15 protein-coding genes and 1 other annotated feature are annotated in these 15,014 nt (G+C 41.9%); of the genes, 4 read left to right on the top strand and 11 right to left on the bottom strand.

What is annotated here, in order from left to right; all coding sequences use genetic code 11:
* The first annotated feature begins 43 nt into the window (after positions 1–43).
* Positions 44–290 (top strand) — a binding site (T-box leader).
* 98 nt (positions 291–388) lie between these two features.
* From brnQ to rluF, 4 genes are all read left to right on the top strand, one after another.
* Positions 389–1,720, top strand: a complete 1,332-nt coding sequence (gene brnQ, locus AC3ISB_RS02460) for a branched-chain amino acid transport system II carrier protein (RefSeq protein WP_489275456.1) — start codon at positions 389–391, stop codon at positions 1,718–1,720.
* 122 nt (positions 1,721–1,842) lie between these two features.
* Entirely contained in the window at positions 1,843–2,775 is a 933-nt protein-coding gene (locus AC3ISB_RS02455; protein WP_141992706.1) for an aldo/keto reductase, read from the top strand.
* A gap of 172 nt (positions 2,776–2,947) precedes the next feature.
* Complete coding sequence (locus AC3ISB_RS02450; protein WP_098370425.1) at positions 2,948–3,847, top strand: DMT family transporter; 900 nt, start codon at positions 2,948–2,950, stop codon at positions 3,845–3,847.
* 114 nt (positions 3,848–3,961) lie between these two features.
* Entirely contained in the window at positions 3,962–4,669 is a 708-nt protein-coding gene (rluF, locus tag AC3ISB_RS02445; protein ID WP_480339802.1) for a 23S rRNA pseudouridine(2604) synthase RluF, read from the top strand.
* A gap of 176 nt (positions 4,670–4,845) precedes the next feature.
* Here the strand turns inward: rluF and AC3ISB_RS02440 are convergent, their stop codons facing one another.
* The 11 genes from AC3ISB_RS02440 to AC3ISB_RS02390 all read right to left on the bottom strand — a co-directional run bounded on the left by AC3ISB_RS02440 (position 4,846) and on the right by AC3ISB_RS02390 (position 14,936).
* Positions 4,846–5,070, bottom strand: coding sequence for a hypothetical protein (locus AC3ISB_RS02440; protein ID WP_489275453.1), 225 nt, complete (start codon positions 5,068–5,070; stop codon positions 4,846–4,848).
* A 44-nt stretch (positions 5,071–5,114) separates the two neighbouring features.
* Complete coding sequence (locus tag AC3ISB_RS02435; RefSeq protein ID WP_098370423.1) at positions 5,115–6,083, bottom strand: sugar phosphate isomerase/epimerase family protein; 969 nt, start codon at positions 6,081–6,083, stop codon at positions 5,115–5,117.
* Positions 6,084–6,104: 21 nt separating this feature from the next.
* A complete protein-coding gene (locus AC3ISB_RS02430) occupies positions 6,105–7,145 on the bottom strand; it encodes a Gfo/Idh/MocA family protein (protein ID WP_098370422.1) in 1,041 nt (346 codons plus the stop codon).
* A 17-nt stretch (positions 7,146–7,162) separates the two neighbouring features.
* The gene (locus tag AC3ISB_RS02425) at positions 7,163–8,185 is read right to left on the bottom strand and encodes a Gfo/Idh/MocA family protein (protein WP_098370421.1); all 1,023 of its coding nucleotides are present in this window, start codon (positions 8,183–8,185) and stop codon (positions 7,163–7,165) included.
* Positions 8,186–8,198: 13 nt separating this feature from the next.
* Positions 8,199–8,927 carry a ThuA domain-containing protein gene (locus tag AC3ISB_RS02420; protein WP_141992709.1) on the bottom strand — a complete coding sequence of 243 codons (729 nt, stop codon included), beginning with the start codon at positions 8,925–8,927 and terminating at the stop codon, positions 8,199–8,201.
* Between the two features lie 219 nt (positions 8,928–9,146).
* Complete coding sequence (locus tag AC3ISB_RS02415; protein ID WP_214788283.1) at positions 9,147–10,190, bottom strand: LacI family DNA-binding transcriptional regulator; 1,044 nt, start codon at positions 10,188–10,190, stop codon at positions 9,147–9,149.
* 57 nt (positions 10,191–10,247) lie between these two features.
* Positions 10,248–11,066, bottom strand: a complete 819-nt coding sequence (locus tag AC3ISB_RS02410; RefSeq protein WP_076370711.1) for a carbohydrate ABC transporter permease — start codon at positions 11,064–11,066, stop codon at positions 10,248–10,250.
* Positions 11,066–11,926: a carbohydrate ABC transporter permease gene (locus tag AC3ISB_RS02405; RefSeq protein WP_098370419.1), complete on the bottom strand. Its 861-nt coding sequence runs from the start codon at positions 11,924–11,926 to the stop codon at positions 11,066–11,068. The genes AC3ISB_RS02410 and AC3ISB_RS02405 overlap by 1 nt, the downstream gene beginning before the upstream one ends.
* A gap of 167 nt (positions 11,927–12,093) precedes the next feature.
* Positions 12,094–13,383, bottom strand: a complete 1,290-nt coding sequence (locus tag AC3ISB_RS02400; RefSeq protein WP_141992710.1) for an ABC transporter substrate-binding protein — start codon at positions 13,381–13,383, stop codon at positions 12,094–12,096.
* Positions 13,384–13,743: 360 nt separating this feature from the next.
* On the bottom strand, positions 13,744–13,929 hold the full coding sequence (locus tag AC3ISB_RS02395; RefSeq protein WP_063235290.1) for a hypothetical protein: 186 nt from the start codon (positions 13,927–13,929) through the stop codon (positions 13,744–13,746).
* Positions 13,930–14,096: 167 nt separating this feature from the next.
* Positions 14,097–14,936 (bottom strand): YitT family protein, encoded by an 840-nt coding sequence (locus AC3ISB_RS02390; protein WP_098370417.1) that lies wholly within the window; start codon positions 14,934–14,936, stop codon positions 14,097–14,099.
* Positions 14,937–15,014: the final 78 nt, after the last annotated feature.

Here is a 15,014-nt window from a genome sequence, read left to right as displayed (position 1 = left end):
ATATTGACTTCATAATCAGAATTTGCTAAATTGTCTATATATTAAAAAATCTATGAAGAGAAAGAGTAAGATGAGAACCCTGTTCCACAGAGAGTCGACATGTGGTGGAAGTCGATGTCCAAGGCCTATCCGAAAATCATCTCTGAGATGCAAAGCTGAAAATGCAGTAGGCTTTGACGGGTTTCCGCCGTTACAATGGATCACGTATGAATACGTACGTTGACTGAGTGCCGCAGTTTTTTTTTATTGCGGAATATGGGTGGTAACGCGAGCACAAACTCGTCCCTGATTTTCAGGGGCGAGTTTTTTATTTGCACAAAACACTTTAATTAGCCTTTTTCAGGCCAGTCGGCGAGAGTTATCATTTTTTAAAAAAGGAGAAATCACCATGAAAAAAACAGACACATTATTTATCGGCCTTATGCTTTTCTCAATGTTCTTCGGAGCGGGGAATCTCATATTCCCTCCATTTTTGGGAGCATCTTCAGGAACTTCCTTCTGGCCAGCCATTGCCGGTTTTGTTGTAACCGGAGTCGGCCTGCCAATTTTGGTGCTTCTTGCAGTCTCACTTGTTAAAGGCGGGGCACAAACTATCGGAGCCCGTGTACATCCTCTATTCAGCACGTTGTTCATGGTGGTCATCTATTTAAGCATCGGGCCTTTTCTGGCCATTCCAAGAAATGCGAATGTTGCCTATGAAATGGGCTTCAAGCCGTATTTTGGCGACTCAATGAATCAATCACTATTCCTATTCATTTTCACAACCATATTTTTCATCACAGCTTATGCCATTTCATTGAATCCAGAAAAAATGGAAACCTTCATGGGACGCTGGATTACACCCGTTCTACTTCTGTCCATGGTCATTCTCTGTGTCGTTGGGTTCGTAAAGCTTGATGCACCATTCCAAGCTCCAACCGAAGCATATGCTGCAGGAGCATTTTCGAAAGGTTTCATTGAAGGTTACAACACGATGGATGCACTAGCTGCCTTGGCTTTTGGAATCGTCATCCTGACTTCTATCCAGCAAAGGGGGATTTCCGAACGAAAACAATTGACGAGATATACAGTAAAAGCTGGTCTCATCGCTGGTGTTTTGCTTTCATTAGTTTATATCTCACTAGGTGTAATGGGAGCACGCATGGCAGCCGGTGGGTCCTTTGAAAACGGAACGGACATCCTCACTGTCGCATCCACCCTTTTACTTGGAACTGGCGGGAAAGTCCTTCTCGGAATCATTTTCACTTTAGCATGCTTCACCACCGTCGTCGGGTTGACGACTGCTTGCGGACAGTATTTCTCGAAACTTTTCCCCAAGCTGAACTATAAAACCGTCATTCTGATTGTAACAATCGTCGGTTTCATCCTTTCAAATATGGGTCTGAATCAAATTTTGAAAGTATCTGTACCATTCCTTGTGATGGCTTATCCGTTAACGATCGTCCTGATTGTCCTGACATTCTTCAGCCGTCATTTCAAAAACCCGAAGAAGGTTTATCGCAGTGCAATGATTTTCACAGGAGTTTTCGCCTTGATGGACGGACTGAATGCCTTCGGCTTACAATTAGGACCCGTGCAAACGTTGAGTGATGTCCTTCCCCTTTCTGCCTACGGAATGGAGTGGATCATCCCCGCTCTCGTCGGTACAGCCTTGGGCCTGCTTCTCAGTCAATTTGGACAAACGGCTCGAGCTGAAGAGTTGGAAATCGAAACACTATAATAATAAAGGAAGCAGGTGATTTTACGGGTCACCTGCTTATTTTGTACACGCCTGCACTGCTTTATTTTGGAAATCGACATCCACTTTTTGTTATGATGGGGTCAAAGGAGATGATAAGTAATATGTCTAAGCAAACCCGTATTGGTAAAACAGATCTGTATGTAAATCCGATTGGCCTTGGCACGAATGCAATTGGCGGACATAACCTGTTCCCTAATCTAAGTGAGGATACAGGAAGGGATGTTTTGAGAACAGCATTGGAAGAGGGAATCAACTTTTGGGATACAGCTTACATTTACGGTCCTGAGCGTTCAGAAGAACTTATCGGTGAAATCCTTAAAGATAGTCGTAAACGCGAGGATATAGTCCTTGCCACTAAAGGGGCACATAAATTTGCCGATGGCAACATCGTCTTTGATAACTCTCCGGCTTTTCTGAAAAATGCTGTGGAATCGAGTTTAAAAAGGCTCCAAACGGATTACATCGACTTATTCTATATCCATTTCCCTGATGAGGATACCCCTAAAGATGAAGCGGTAGGTGCCTTAAAGGAATTGAAGGATGCAGGCAAAATCAAGTCGATCGGCGTCTCGAACTTTTCGTTCGAACAATTGAAGGAAGCGAATAAAGACGGCTATGTCGATGTGTTGCAATCTGAGTACAATCTATTCAAACGGGAGGCAGAACAAGACCTGCTGCCATATACAGCCGAAAATAATATTTCCTTCATTCCTTATTTTCCCCTTGCTTCCGGTCTGCTCGGCGGCAAATATAATCAGGAATCAACATTCGAGGATGGCCGGGCAAAAAGTCCGCTTTTCCAAGGACAAGCCTTTGTAAGCAACCTGCAAAAAGTAGAAGAAGTCCGGGCGATTGCCAACAGGAAGCATACCGATGTCGCCGATGTCGTACTTGCTTGGTATTTAACTCGGCACTCGATAGATGTACTGATTCCCGGAGCGAAAAAGCCTGAGCAGGTCACACGCAACTTACAAGCATTGGATGTCGATTTAACCATGGATGAAATCGCCGAAATCAGTGCCATTTTCGCTTAACATAGATATGAAAAAAGGCTGTTCAGCTCATGTTGAATGACCTTTTTCTCTTTATCCTGCTCTTTGGTTCATCCTTGTACAAAAATTGACTACTAGGCTCGCTATATTGCTTAGGTACTCCTGTTTTGATATATTTAGTGAATATTCCACCAATTAAGGAAGAGGCAGTCTGATGAAAAAATCTATTGTTATTTTATTTCTTATCTTTGCAAATTTGTTTTGGGCCGGTAATTACATATTCGGAAAATACGTTGTGACCGAACTTTCCCCAATCCAACTAACATTTACGCGATGGCTTATAGCCGTTTTCTTATTGTTTCCTTTAGCCCAATGGATTGAAAAGCCAAATTGGAAGAGTGTATGGAAAGAATGGAGATTGCTGTTAGTCATGGGTGTGCTCGGAATCATCAGTTATAATTTTTTCCTTTATTGGGCTCTGACCTATACAACTTCCATGAATGCCGCTCTTGTCAATTCCATGAACCCTGCCTTAATTGTGCTTTTTTCCGCTTGGCTGTTAAAGGAGAAAATTTCATCCCTCCATGCACTCGGACTTATCATATCTTTATTCGGCGTTTTATTGGTCTTGACAAAAGGACACCTTCTGGATATTTTCCAGCTCACTTACAATAAAGGCGACTTATTGATGATCCTGGCGATTCTCGTTTGGACCTTCTATTCAATAATCGGTAAAAAACTGAAAAACATTCCGATCATCTCAGCCACTGCCGTTTCCGTATTTCTCGGATTGATTCTCGTCGCTCCATTCGCCATTGGCTCGGGAATGAACCTTAATTTAAGCAGTGAAGCCGTCACGGGGCTCTTATATATTGGAATCTTCCCGTCTGTCGGTTCCTTTATTTTCTGGAATATTTCCCTTCGTCATATCAATGCTAGCCAGGCTGGAATTTATCTAAATCTGATAGCTGTATTTACCGCCATTCTTAGCCTGATTTTAGGTCATACTATTACCATCGTCCAAATCCTGGGAGGTCTTTTTGTCTTCAGTGGCGTCTACCTGACAAGCAAAAAGAAAAAGGAATATCCGGCAGATTTCACGAAGAACATGTAAAGAATATCCAGTAATTCTCACCAACTATGCTTTCTTGTCTTTCCCCCTTGTCTATGCACCATGATTTACGTTATCCTTTAAAGTAGAAAATCTGAATGTAAAGGTGTGCTTTAGTTGAGGATCAATAAATATATCAGTGAATCCGGAATTACCTCGCGACGAGGCGCAGACAAATGGATAGCTGAGGGCCGTGTGACGATTAATGGAACTGTAGCTGAGCTCGGCAGTCAAGCTGAACCCGGTGATGATGTTCGTGTAGATGGCAAGTCGATAAAAGTGGAACAGCAAAATGTCTATATTGCACTGAATAAACCGATAGGTATTACAAGTACGACGGAAAAACACATAAAAGGGAATATCGTTGATTTTGTAAATCATCCGCTTCGCATTTTTCATATCGGACGGCTGGACAAAGACTCAAGCGGTCTGATCCTTCTTACAAATGATGGAGACATCGTAAACGAAATCCTTCGTGCAGAAAACAAACATGAAAAAGAATACATCGTAACCGTGGATAAACCACTTACCGCTTCCTTCATTAAAGATATGTCATCCGGAGTAGAGATTTTGGATACGAAAACACTTCCATGTAAGGTTGAACAGTTGACCAAATATACATTTAATATCACTTTGATGCAAGGACTGAACAGACAAATCCGCCGTATGTGCTCCGCACTAGGGTACGAAGTCCGTGATTTACATCGAATCCGGATCATGAACATCCATCTGGACGGACTGGCGATCGGACAATGGCGCGACTTAACCGAGGATGAATTGACGGAACTATTTAAGGAATTAGATTATACTCCAAGGCAAAGATGATAATGAAGATGCCCCCAGATTTCCGGGGGCATCTCTTTTTTAATTTCAGAAGAATTTTCCGCAATAATTTGCTATTTTATTCTTATGTGAGTACTTTTACTCGTGAGTTTCACGCTTTTACTCGTGAATTTTGCACTTTTACTCGTGAGTTTCGCACTTTCACTCGTGAATTTTGTTCATTTACTCGTGAGTTTCACGCTTTTACTCGTGAATTTTGCACTTTTACTCGTGAGTTTCGCACTTTTACTCGTGAATTTTACGCTTTTACTCGTGAATTCCACTTTACTCGTGAGTTTCACGCTTTTACTCGTGAATTTTGCATTTTTACTCGTGAGTTTCACGCTTTTACTCGTGAATTCCACTTTACTCGTTAATTCCACTTTTTCACGAGTAAGGACCAAAATAAAAAGCAACCTGCATTAGGCTGCTCGTTATGGGCTACAAATTATACCCACCATAAATCAGTTGGGCTTTCGTTGATGAGTACAGTTTTCAGATTGGTAACAGCCCGTTGGAATCCTTCTTCAACTGACATCAGCGGATCTTCATGTTCGATGCTGACGACGTAATCATAACCGTATGTGCGAAGGGCGCTCATGATGTCGGACCATTCTTGCAGGCTGTGGCCGCATCCTACAGAGCGAAAGTTCCAGGCACGGCTCTGGATATTTCCATATGGCTGCATGTCGGTTAATCCATACATATTGATGTTATCCTGATCCAAGTATGTGTCTTTTGCGTGGAAGTGGTAGATTGCTCCCGCTTTCCCTAGGATTTTGATGGCCCCGACTGGTTCGATGCCCTGCCACCAAAGATGGCTTGGATCAAGGTTAGCGCCTATTGCATCAGATGTAGCTTCCCGCAGTTTTAACAAGGTGTAGGGTGTGTGGACGAGAAAGCCCCCATGCAGTTCAAGTCCGATTTTTATATTGTGCTCATCGGCAATGGCGGCTGCTTTTTTCCAATAGGGGATCAATTTTTCTTCCCATTGCCATTTCAGCACATCTGTATACTCATTCGGCCATGGGGCGACAGGCCAGTTTGGATATTTGGCTCCTTCGTGATCACCGGCTGTACCAGAAAAGGTATTGACTACCGGGACGTTCAGTAAGGATGCAAGCTTGATTGTTTTAATCAGTGTTTCATCACTTTCTTTAGCGAATGCTTCATCTGGAGAGATTGGATTGCCGTGGCAGCTGAATGCACTGATCGTTAATCCTCTTGTTTGAACGGCTTCGAGGTATTTTTGGCGTTTTTCTTCACTTTCCAGCAGTTCATCGAGCGGACAGTGGATATTGCCTGGATACCCGCCTGTACCGATTTCAACTGTTTTTAATCCGGAATCTGCGACATAATCAAGCATATCCTCGAATGATTTTTGAGCAAATAGCACTGTAAAAATCCCTAATTTCACATGCCCCACCTCACCTTTTCATTAATTTATGCTCATGACCTTCCCACTTGCCGAGCTTTGATAAATGGCTTCGATTATTTTCGAAACTTTCATGGCTTCCGATGGTTTTACCAATGGTTCTGCCAACCCCAGGCAGCTATTAATAAAGTTCTCTGCCTGCTGCAGGTCTGGTGTATCCTCCCCTGGCATCCATACTGCCTCACTATTTAAAAGCATGCCGTGCTTAGCCTGATTCAAGACCAGCGGGAACACATCAAGTCCGCCCTGCGTTCCGGATAAACTTAAAACAGTTGCTTCTTCACGGATATTCGCGGCCCAAGATGTTTCGAATAATAAAGATGCTCCGTTGGCAAATTTGATATATGCCGTGGCATGGTCATCCACTTCAAATACAGAGGCATCGAAATTCCCCCACAAATTGACTTGATCGACACCCTTACTGACATAATTATATGTCGAACCTACGATTTCAATCGGTTCTGGGTCATCCATCAGCCATAAAGCCAAATCAAGCAAATGGCAGCCGTAATCGATCACGCTTCCCCCGCCTTGCAATTCCTTGCTTGTAAACACTCCCCAGCCAGGAACTTTACGTCGTCTGATTGCCTGTACACGCGCTACATATGGTTCACCGATTTCACCGGCCTGAATCATTTTCTTTGCAGCCTGGGCTTCCTTCATGAAACGGTAATGATAAGCGGTCGATAAAACTTTACCCGATATGTTTGCAGCCTCGGTTATTGCTAAACATTCCTCAGTTGTAATGGCCATTGGCTTTTCGCATAACACATGTACACCCGCTTGCAGAGCAGCAATGGAAATCTCCGCATGGAACTTGTTTGGCGTTGCAATCGTAACAGCATCCACTTCGGCAAACATTTCTTCATAATTGGTGAAAACCTTCTCGATATGAAATTCACGCGCCACTTCTCGCGCCTTCATTTCATCTATATCATGAATGGCGTATAAAACCACTTTATCTTGAAATTTTTGAAAAGCTGGAATATGCCTTTTTTGGGCAATTCCGCCAGCACCGATAATACCCATTTTTAATTTGTACATGATGACTTTTAACCCCTTTATAAGCGGATGATTTTTCGGGATGCATTTGATTCCATCGCGCCAAGAATGACTTTTAATGATTTTAATCCTTCAACTCCTGAGACAAGTGGCTCCTCATTGTCCACCACACATTTTACAAAATGGCTGATCACTTCGGAATCATGCTGTCCTTCTGAGTCATTAGTCTGGATGCTTCCTAATTGGATGGTTTCTGTCTTTCCATTATCATGATGGATGATCAGTGAGTATTTCGGATCGTCTTCAAGGCGCAATACCGCTTTTTCCGCATAAATGACCGTAGCATTGTCTTCTTTTGCATAAGACCAGCTGGCGGTAAGCGTACCGATGATACCGCTCTCCGTCCGGAGGATACAGGCCGCACTGTCATCAACGTCTGTATTTTTCTTGGCAGTCGTTTCCACAAAGGCTCCCACTTCAACAAATTCTTCTCCAAGGATATACCGTAATAAATCAGCTTTATGAACACCTAAATCGCCCATTGCGCCAATGACTGCCTGATCCTTTTTAAAAAACCAGCTTTCTATTCCGTCCACGCTCCAGGTTTCCGGCCCGGAATGTCCAAAAGCCGTCCGGAAGCTATAGACCTTCCCTACCTCCCCGCTCTCAATAAGCTGCTTCGCTTTTTGATGAGAGGGAACAAAACGCTGATTATGACCAATCATTAGTATTTTGCCGCTTTTCACTGCTGCTGCATTCATTTTTTCAGCGTCTACTAAAGAAGTAGCCATTGGTTTCTCACAAAGGACATGCTTACCAGCTTCCAAGGCCGCAACTGTGATGCGTGCATGCAGGTAATTCGGGGTACATACACTGATCGCTTCAATCTCCTCATTCTTCAAAAGTTCTATATAATCAGTATATGCTTGCGCGCCATACCTTTGTGCTGCTGCATTCGCCCGGTCCGGTACAATATCACAAACGGCAATGATCTCCGTTTCCTGATGTGCATCATACTCCGGAAAATGCCTGTTTTTTGCAATACTCCCACATCCAATGACTCCTACCTTCACTTTGCCCATTTTGTTCTCTCCTTCACTTCAGCTCTTTGCCTGAGATGGATTCCAACGGTTCGGCTTTCCCGTAGTTCGTTACGATTCCAAACTCCGGCTTGACCCAATTAACGGCATTCTTAATCACTCGTTGAATCTCGGGATTATGGTAGGTAGGATATGTTTCATGACCTGGACGGAAATAGAAAATCCTCCCTTTTCCCCGCTGATACGTGCAACCGCTTCTGAATATCTCCCCGCCTTCAAACCAACTGACGAATATCAATTGATCTGGTGCAGGAATATCAAAATGTTCCCCGTACATCTCTTCCTTCTCAAGCTCTATATATTCTCCGATTCCATCAACGATAGGATGACTTGGATCAACAACCCAGAGCCGTTCCCTTTCATCCGCCACCCGCCATTTCAAATCGCAAGTCGTGCCCATTAATCGTTTGAAGATTTTTGAAAAATGTCCAGAATGGAGGACGATGAGACCCATTCCCTCGAGTACTCGCTTGTGAACCCTTGCAATGATTTCATCCTGAACTTCATCATGTGCAACATGCCCCCACCAAAGAAGTACATCGGTTTGTTTCAGTGCTTCTTCGGTTAATCCATGCTCTTCTTCATCGAGAGTGGCGGTTCTCACCTCGACCTGCCCACTTTGTAAAAAGCTGGCAATTGCACCATGGATACCATCCGGATATACTTTTGCTACTTCAGGCTTTGTTTTCTCGTGGCGAAACTCATTCCATACTAGGACTCTCATGAACATCCTCCTCCATTCAAGATTCATTTCATGGCAACTTGCTTTGCCTGTTTAACTATTACCTATTTATTCTTAACGCAAACGTTTGCGTTAGAGAAGATCAAATTATAAGAACATACTTTATGATGCCTTCAAAGTATGATTTTTTAAAAATAATAGTGATAATCTATATTGTAAATTTATGTTAGCAAAAATCAAGCTTTAATTGGTAAAACATTTCTACATTTTTCTTTTAATTTCCTTTTCGACAACAAAATGCGACTCCCGCTTTATGATTTTGGTAGGAATGCTAATACTCTTTTCCATCATTTCCGGATTTGCAATTAGATCGAACACGCATTTTGCCGCCTCATATCCTAACTGATACGTATGGATATCAACCGTTGTCAGCGGCGTACTTAAAAATTCTATGAATTCTGAGTGGTTAAAACAGACGACGCTTATTTGCTGTGGCACTTTCAAGTTCTTTTCAGCCAACACTCCAAGCAAGAGAACACCCAATAAAAGATCCATAACCAAAAAAGCGGTTGGTGCCTCTTTCAATTCCAGCAATTCGTCAATCGCCTTTATTCCATCCGTTCGATTTAAAGGAATCAATTTGATATATTCCTGTCGTATATCCAACCCGGCCTGTTCCATCGCTTGTTGAAAGCCTGTCAAGCGGTCCTGGATCACCTCAAACTCGGGACTGCCCCCTAAAAAGGCAATTCGCTCATGTCCAAGACTGATTACAAACTCCGATACTTCCCTGGCCGCTTGAACATTATCGTTATCAATGAATGTGATACCGCTCATGTTCGTGCTTGGCTTCCCGATCAAAACGAACGGGAAGCCCTGCTTTAATAAATACGGCACCACTTTATCGTCCTTTTTAGAGTACAAAACAATCATGCCATCCACTCTTCTGCCCTGAACCATCTTCACGACATCCTCAAAGATGGCATCCTCCGTCTCGCCGGTTGTCAGAGAAAGACTGTACCCTTCTTTATTACAGAAATCCCCGATGCCCCTAATCACTTCTGGAAAAAAGGGATTATAAAGTGATTCCCTTGCCGAACTTTTCATGACGATCCCAATGGCCTTAGTTGACTTCGTGACTAAGTTCCGGGCATTTTCATTCATATGATAGCCCATTTCCTTTAATACCTTGCGTACTTTACGCTTTGTCTTTTCACTGATTGTCGGGCTGTTATGGATTACACGCGATACCGTTGATGGAGCGACATTCGCTTTTTTGGCAACGTCTTTTATAGTAACAGACAAATTCATCAACACTCCCCGTTCACCGCACATGGTTTAATATTCCCTATATTTAAATAGTTATTTAACGGCTCCATCTGCAATTCCTTTGATAATTTGCCTCTGAGCAAAAAAGTACGCAATGATGACTGGAATGATGGATAAAGTAAGTCCAGCCAAGGCAAGATGCCATTGCTTCGTATATTGACCGAAAAAGAAGAATAATTTAAGCGGAATGGTCTCCGATCCCGCTCCGCCAATAACAAGGGATGGCAGCAAATAGTCATTCCATATCCAAATGACATTTAAGATACCAACTGTAATCGACATCGGTTTTAATAATGGAAATATGATATACCAAAATACCTGAAACCGGTTAGCACCATCAATCTTTGCTGCCTCATCAAGTGAGATGGGAATCCCTTTTAGGGTACCATGATATAAGAATATGGAAAGACTGCAGCCAAAACCTAAATACATGAAAATCAGTCCGGCCTTGTTCAACATCCCAAGCTGTCCGAATTGGGCAACGAGCGGTATCATCACAGACTGAAACGGAATTAGCATGGCTGCTACAAACACGAAGAAAAGAAGGGAACTTATTTTACTTTTGTTTCGGGAAAGAGCGTATGCTGCCATCGCAGAAAAAATGATGATGATGACTACACTGACGCCCGATATCAATAAAGAATTGAATAAAGTCCGGAGGAAATCCAATTGCTCGAAAGCTTGAGTGAAGTTTTCGAATGTCCAGGTTTCAGGCAGTCCCAGTGTATCGGCAAATATATCCCGTTTCATTTTAAAGGCATTTACAAGCATTAAATAAAACGGAGTGAGCCATAATATGGCCAAAATGAATCCGATGAATCCAATTAGCCACAATTTCCATTTTCCCCTCATTACAGCTCAACCTCCCGTTTTTTATTGAAATAGACTTGTGTCAGCGAAACGACCGCCACGATCACGAAAAAGATAACGGCTTTTGCCTGTGCATATGCCATATCGTTTTCGGTGAAGGCCGATTTTACAATGTTCATCGCAACCATTTCAGTTGAATTATAGGGAGCTCCATTCGTCAAAGAAAGATTTTGATCATAGATCTTGAACGAGTGTGAAAGCGTCAAAAACAAACTGACGGTAAAAGCAGGTGCCACTAGTGGAAAAGTTATATGGCGAAAGCGCTGGAAGCTGTTAGCTCCATCAATTTTTGCCGCTTCGATCAAGTCTTCAGGAACAGCCTGCAGATAGGCAATATAAATGATCATGATATATCCGGCCATTTGCCATGATGTTAAAATGATCAATCCCCAAAAACCTGTATCAGTCGTTGATAACCATCCATTAAATGCTTCGATCCCAGTCAAATCACCAATCGCACCGAAGACCTTAATAAAAATGAACTGCCAAATAAAGCCGAGAATCAAGCCGCCAATTAAATTGGGCATAAAGAAAACTGTCCGCAGTATGTTGCTTGATTTAATTTTCGAAGTCACGATGAGAGCCAAACTTAATCCGATGATATTGATTACCACAATTGCCGCTACGGAAAATTTAATGGTGAACCAAAATGTATCAAGGAACCCTTTATCCGTAAACAAGTCTATATAATTCTTAAGACCGATGAAATCCGGCGTCCCTAAACCGTTCCAATTCGTAAAGGAATAATAGAATCCGTAGATGAGTGGCACGATCACAACCAAAATGAGTGCAGCAAGAACAGGTGTCAAAAACAGCCAATATGCGGCATCCCGATTTCTCAACGAAACCGACCTCCTTGAAATGATTTAATAGTTTTTGGTTTTAGATCATGACTGGGTTATTTGATGAATCCCTTGTCGAGGCAATTTCCCTATGCGACTTTTCTATAACAAGGAACAACCAATCGGCACACTTTTCATGCCGATCGGTCACTTGCATTTCCCAATACTTATTTGCTATGAATCTTCTCCCAATTTTCAATGTTCTGTTGGACAAGTTCCTCCCAAGTCAATTTACCGGTTACGTATTTTTGGACACTTGCCCCAAGATCATCATTCCAACCAACCGGATATCCATTAAACACCCAACCAATCGTGTTTCCTTCTTGGGAGTATTTATAAATTTCTTTTGAAATTGGATCGGCAATTTTTTCCACATCATATCCTTCATATGCAGGAATGAATTTAAAGTCTTCCAAAACGGCTTTTTTCCCTTCCTCGGATGTATACATCCAGTCGAGGAACTTCTTCGCTGCTTCCTGTACCTTTTCATCCGATTTCTTGTTCACTGCCCAATAGTTCGGTACGCCGACCGGCATGCCTGCAGAGTCTCCATTTGGAATCGGGATGATGCCAATTCCCTTTTCAGCTAACTCAGGGTCCATATCATACACTGTGTTATACACCCAGTTGCCTTGCTGAATGATCGCAACCTTTTCAAGTGAGAACAGCTCTTCCACTTGTTGGGAGTAATCGAGGCTTGCTGTCGGCTGGACGGAATATTTATTTTGGATATCGACCAGTTGTTTAAACTTGTCACCATCCGTGAATTTAACCGTTGGAGCCTTGCTTGCCTCTAACACATTCCCATCAAACTCCGGTGCTAAGAAAACATTGGATAAATGGTTTCCTGTCACCCACTTCTCTTTGACCGGATAAGCGAAAACTGCATCGATTTTCAATTTGTCCTTTTGTGAATCCATTTTCTTAACTGCCGCCTCTAAGGCTTCATAACTTGTAATTTCATCAGGATTAATTCCGGCTTCTTTAAATATCCGTTTGTTATAAATCAAGCCGTATCCTTCCTGGTTAAATGGAAGTCCAAGGACTTGCCCGTCCTCTTTCACGCCATCCAAAGTGCCATCTAGTGCTGCTGCAGCAGCCTTCGTATCCTTTAAATCTGTTAATCTATCTTTATATTGTTCGACATCTACCGGTCCGCCAATGTTAAAGACCGCCGGCTCCTCACCTGAAGCGAACTTTGCCGTAATGGCTGATTTATAATCATTTCCGCCGCCAACTGTCGATACCTTGATCTTTACATCTGGATTCTCTTTTTCATATTGTTTTGCCAATGCCTCGAATTGCGACTTGAATTCTACCTTGAATTGAAATACATCCAGCGTCACGACATCCTTTGAGTCGCTGTTTCCACCAGTTGAAGAAGAGCATCCAGCCAAAATCACACTAAAAATTAATAAAACAGTAAGAATTCCCCCGTACCATTTTTTACGTTTCATGCCTACCGACTCTCCCTTTTTCATAAGATTCATGCAATTTTAAGAAAACGTTTGCATAAAATAGTAAAATAAAAGCCTTTCATTCTACTAAAATCATAGTCTATCGTACTTCTTTTACATCACCTCCTCACAAAACCCTTTGCAAACGTTTACATTTATGCGCTTTATATTACCACCAAATTCCATACTTTACAATAAAATTGTAGTATATTGTAAAAAAAGGATGTTAAGAACTCTCTTAACCTAATTATATGATTCAGAAACCTATGATTATTCCTTTATCCGATTATTTATTGTACGGGCCATTTTCATTCGTGGCATTACCTACGAAAAAAGGGAAACCCGTCGGTCCCCCTCTTATCACTTCAATATCATCTTCACATTGGATGAACCGTATTCATCCTTCAATTCATAATATTTATCGCTTGCTTGTCCAAATTCTTTAAACACACCGCTAATGATCAATTCATTCGTTTCCTTATCAACGACACTGTACTTGATATTGCTTTTCCCGAACTTTCTGTCATCCACTTTTAAAAGGATCATCTTGGACACCTCCACATTTAATGGCTGCACTCCTCAGGTTGTGTGTTTTCTTACTTACATAATATAACAAAATATTAGGAATTTACAGATTTTTTTCAATGCAAAATAAAAAAGCCTAATAGGCCTTTTCATTCGCATATACCATATATGCCTCGCGATAATTCGCATCAGGACTTCGAGATATCCAGGAATCCTTCACCAAATACGTCCCTAACATCATGTATGGCTATAAAAGCATTGCTATCCGTCGCCTTCACTATTCTCTTTAACTTTAGTACCTCTTGCTTACTTATAACGATATATAAAATATCCTTGGATGCTTTTGTATAGTATCCATGACCGCTAAAAACAGTGACCCCCCGGTCCATCAATTCGGTTACTTGTTTTGCAATCTGGTCGGCTTCATTTGAAATGATGGTAATCGCTTTTTTCGGGTTCAATCCCTCAATGATGAATTCCATCGTTTTTGTTCCAATATAAAGCATAAGGATAGTGAGCATCAGGCCTTCTGCACCAATAATGAAATAAGATGAGAACGCAACGATTAAATCGAAAAACAGAAGTCCATAGCTTAAGCTCCATCCCAAATACTTATTCGTAATCCGGGCCAGTATCGTCGTACCGGCAGTAGTGCCTCCAACACGAATGATCATGCCAATTCCTGCACCGGCAAAAACCCCGCCAAATATCGCATTGATGACCAATTCATCTGAAGATATCGTCCAACTTTCGGTTAAATGAAGGAAAAGTGAATTAAATGCAACGGCTATGATTGTATATACCGTTGTCATTTTCGACAAATATTTATAACCGACGATGAGCAGGAAAGCGTTAATGATCAAACTTAACAGCCCTGGTGACCATTCAAAAAGATAAAATAAAATGATGGTTATCCCCGTGACTCCCCCCTCACCAAGTTCATTGGGAATGACGAAAAGATTTATTGCCAAAGCGAAAATAAAAGCTCCTATTAATATAAAGAAAACATCTAAAGAAATCTTTTTCATATTTATTACCCTTCCTTTATGTAATGGTTAATGTGAATTCGGTAATTTCACTGCTCTATAGTAACATGGAATTCCATT

Source organism: Peribacillus sp. GL_122 (genome assembly GCF_057835005.1).
Note: the sequence above shows the minus strand (reverse complement) of the source record. Positions and strands in the feature narration are given on the sequence as shown.

What these genes read in the sequence shown, in the direction of transcription:
- brnQ (WP_489275456.1), top strand. Translation starts at nt 389, where the DNA reads ATGAAAAAAACAGACACATTATTTATCGGCCTTATGCTTTTCTCAATG.
- AC3ISB_RS02455 (WP_141992706.1), top strand. Translation starts at nt 1,843, where the DNA reads ATGTCTAAGCAAACCCGTATTGGTAAAACAGATCTGTATGTAAATCCG.
- AC3ISB_RS02450 (WP_098370425.1), top strand. Translation starts at nt 2,948, where the DNA reads ATGAAAAAATCTATTGTTATTTTATTTCTTATCTTTGCAAATTTGTTT.
- AC3ISB_RS02430 (WP_098370422.1), bottom strand. Translation starts at nt 7,145, where the DNA reads ATGTACAAATTAAAAATGGGTATTATCGGTGCTGGCGGAATTGCCCAA.
- AC3ISB_RS02425 (WP_098370421.1), bottom strand. Translation starts at nt 8,185, where the DNA reads ATGGGCAAAGTGAAGGTAGGAGTCATTGGATGTGGGAGTATTGCAAAA.
- AC3ISB_RS02420 (WP_141992709.1), bottom strand. Translation starts at nt 8,927, where the DNA reads ATGAGAGTCCTAGTATGGAATGAGTTTCGCCACGAGAAAACAAAGCCT.
- AC3ISB_RS02410 (WP_076370711.1), bottom strand. Translation starts at nt 11,066, where the DNA reads ATGAGGGGAAAATGGAAATTGTGGCTAATTGGATTCATCGGATTCATT.
- AC3ISB_RS02400 (WP_141992710.1), bottom strand. Translation starts at nt 13,383, where the DNA reads ATGAAACGTAAAAAATGGTACGGGGGAATTCTTACTGTTTTATTAATT.
- AC3ISB_RS02395 (WP_063235290.1), bottom strand. Translation starts at nt 13,929, where the DNA reads ATGATCCTTTTAAAAGTGGATGACAGAAAGTTCGGGAAAAGCAATATC.
- AC3ISB_RS02390 (WP_098370417.1), bottom strand. Translation starts at nt 14,936, where the DNA reads ATGAAAAAGATTTCTTTAGATGTTTTCTTTATATTAATAGGAGCTTTT.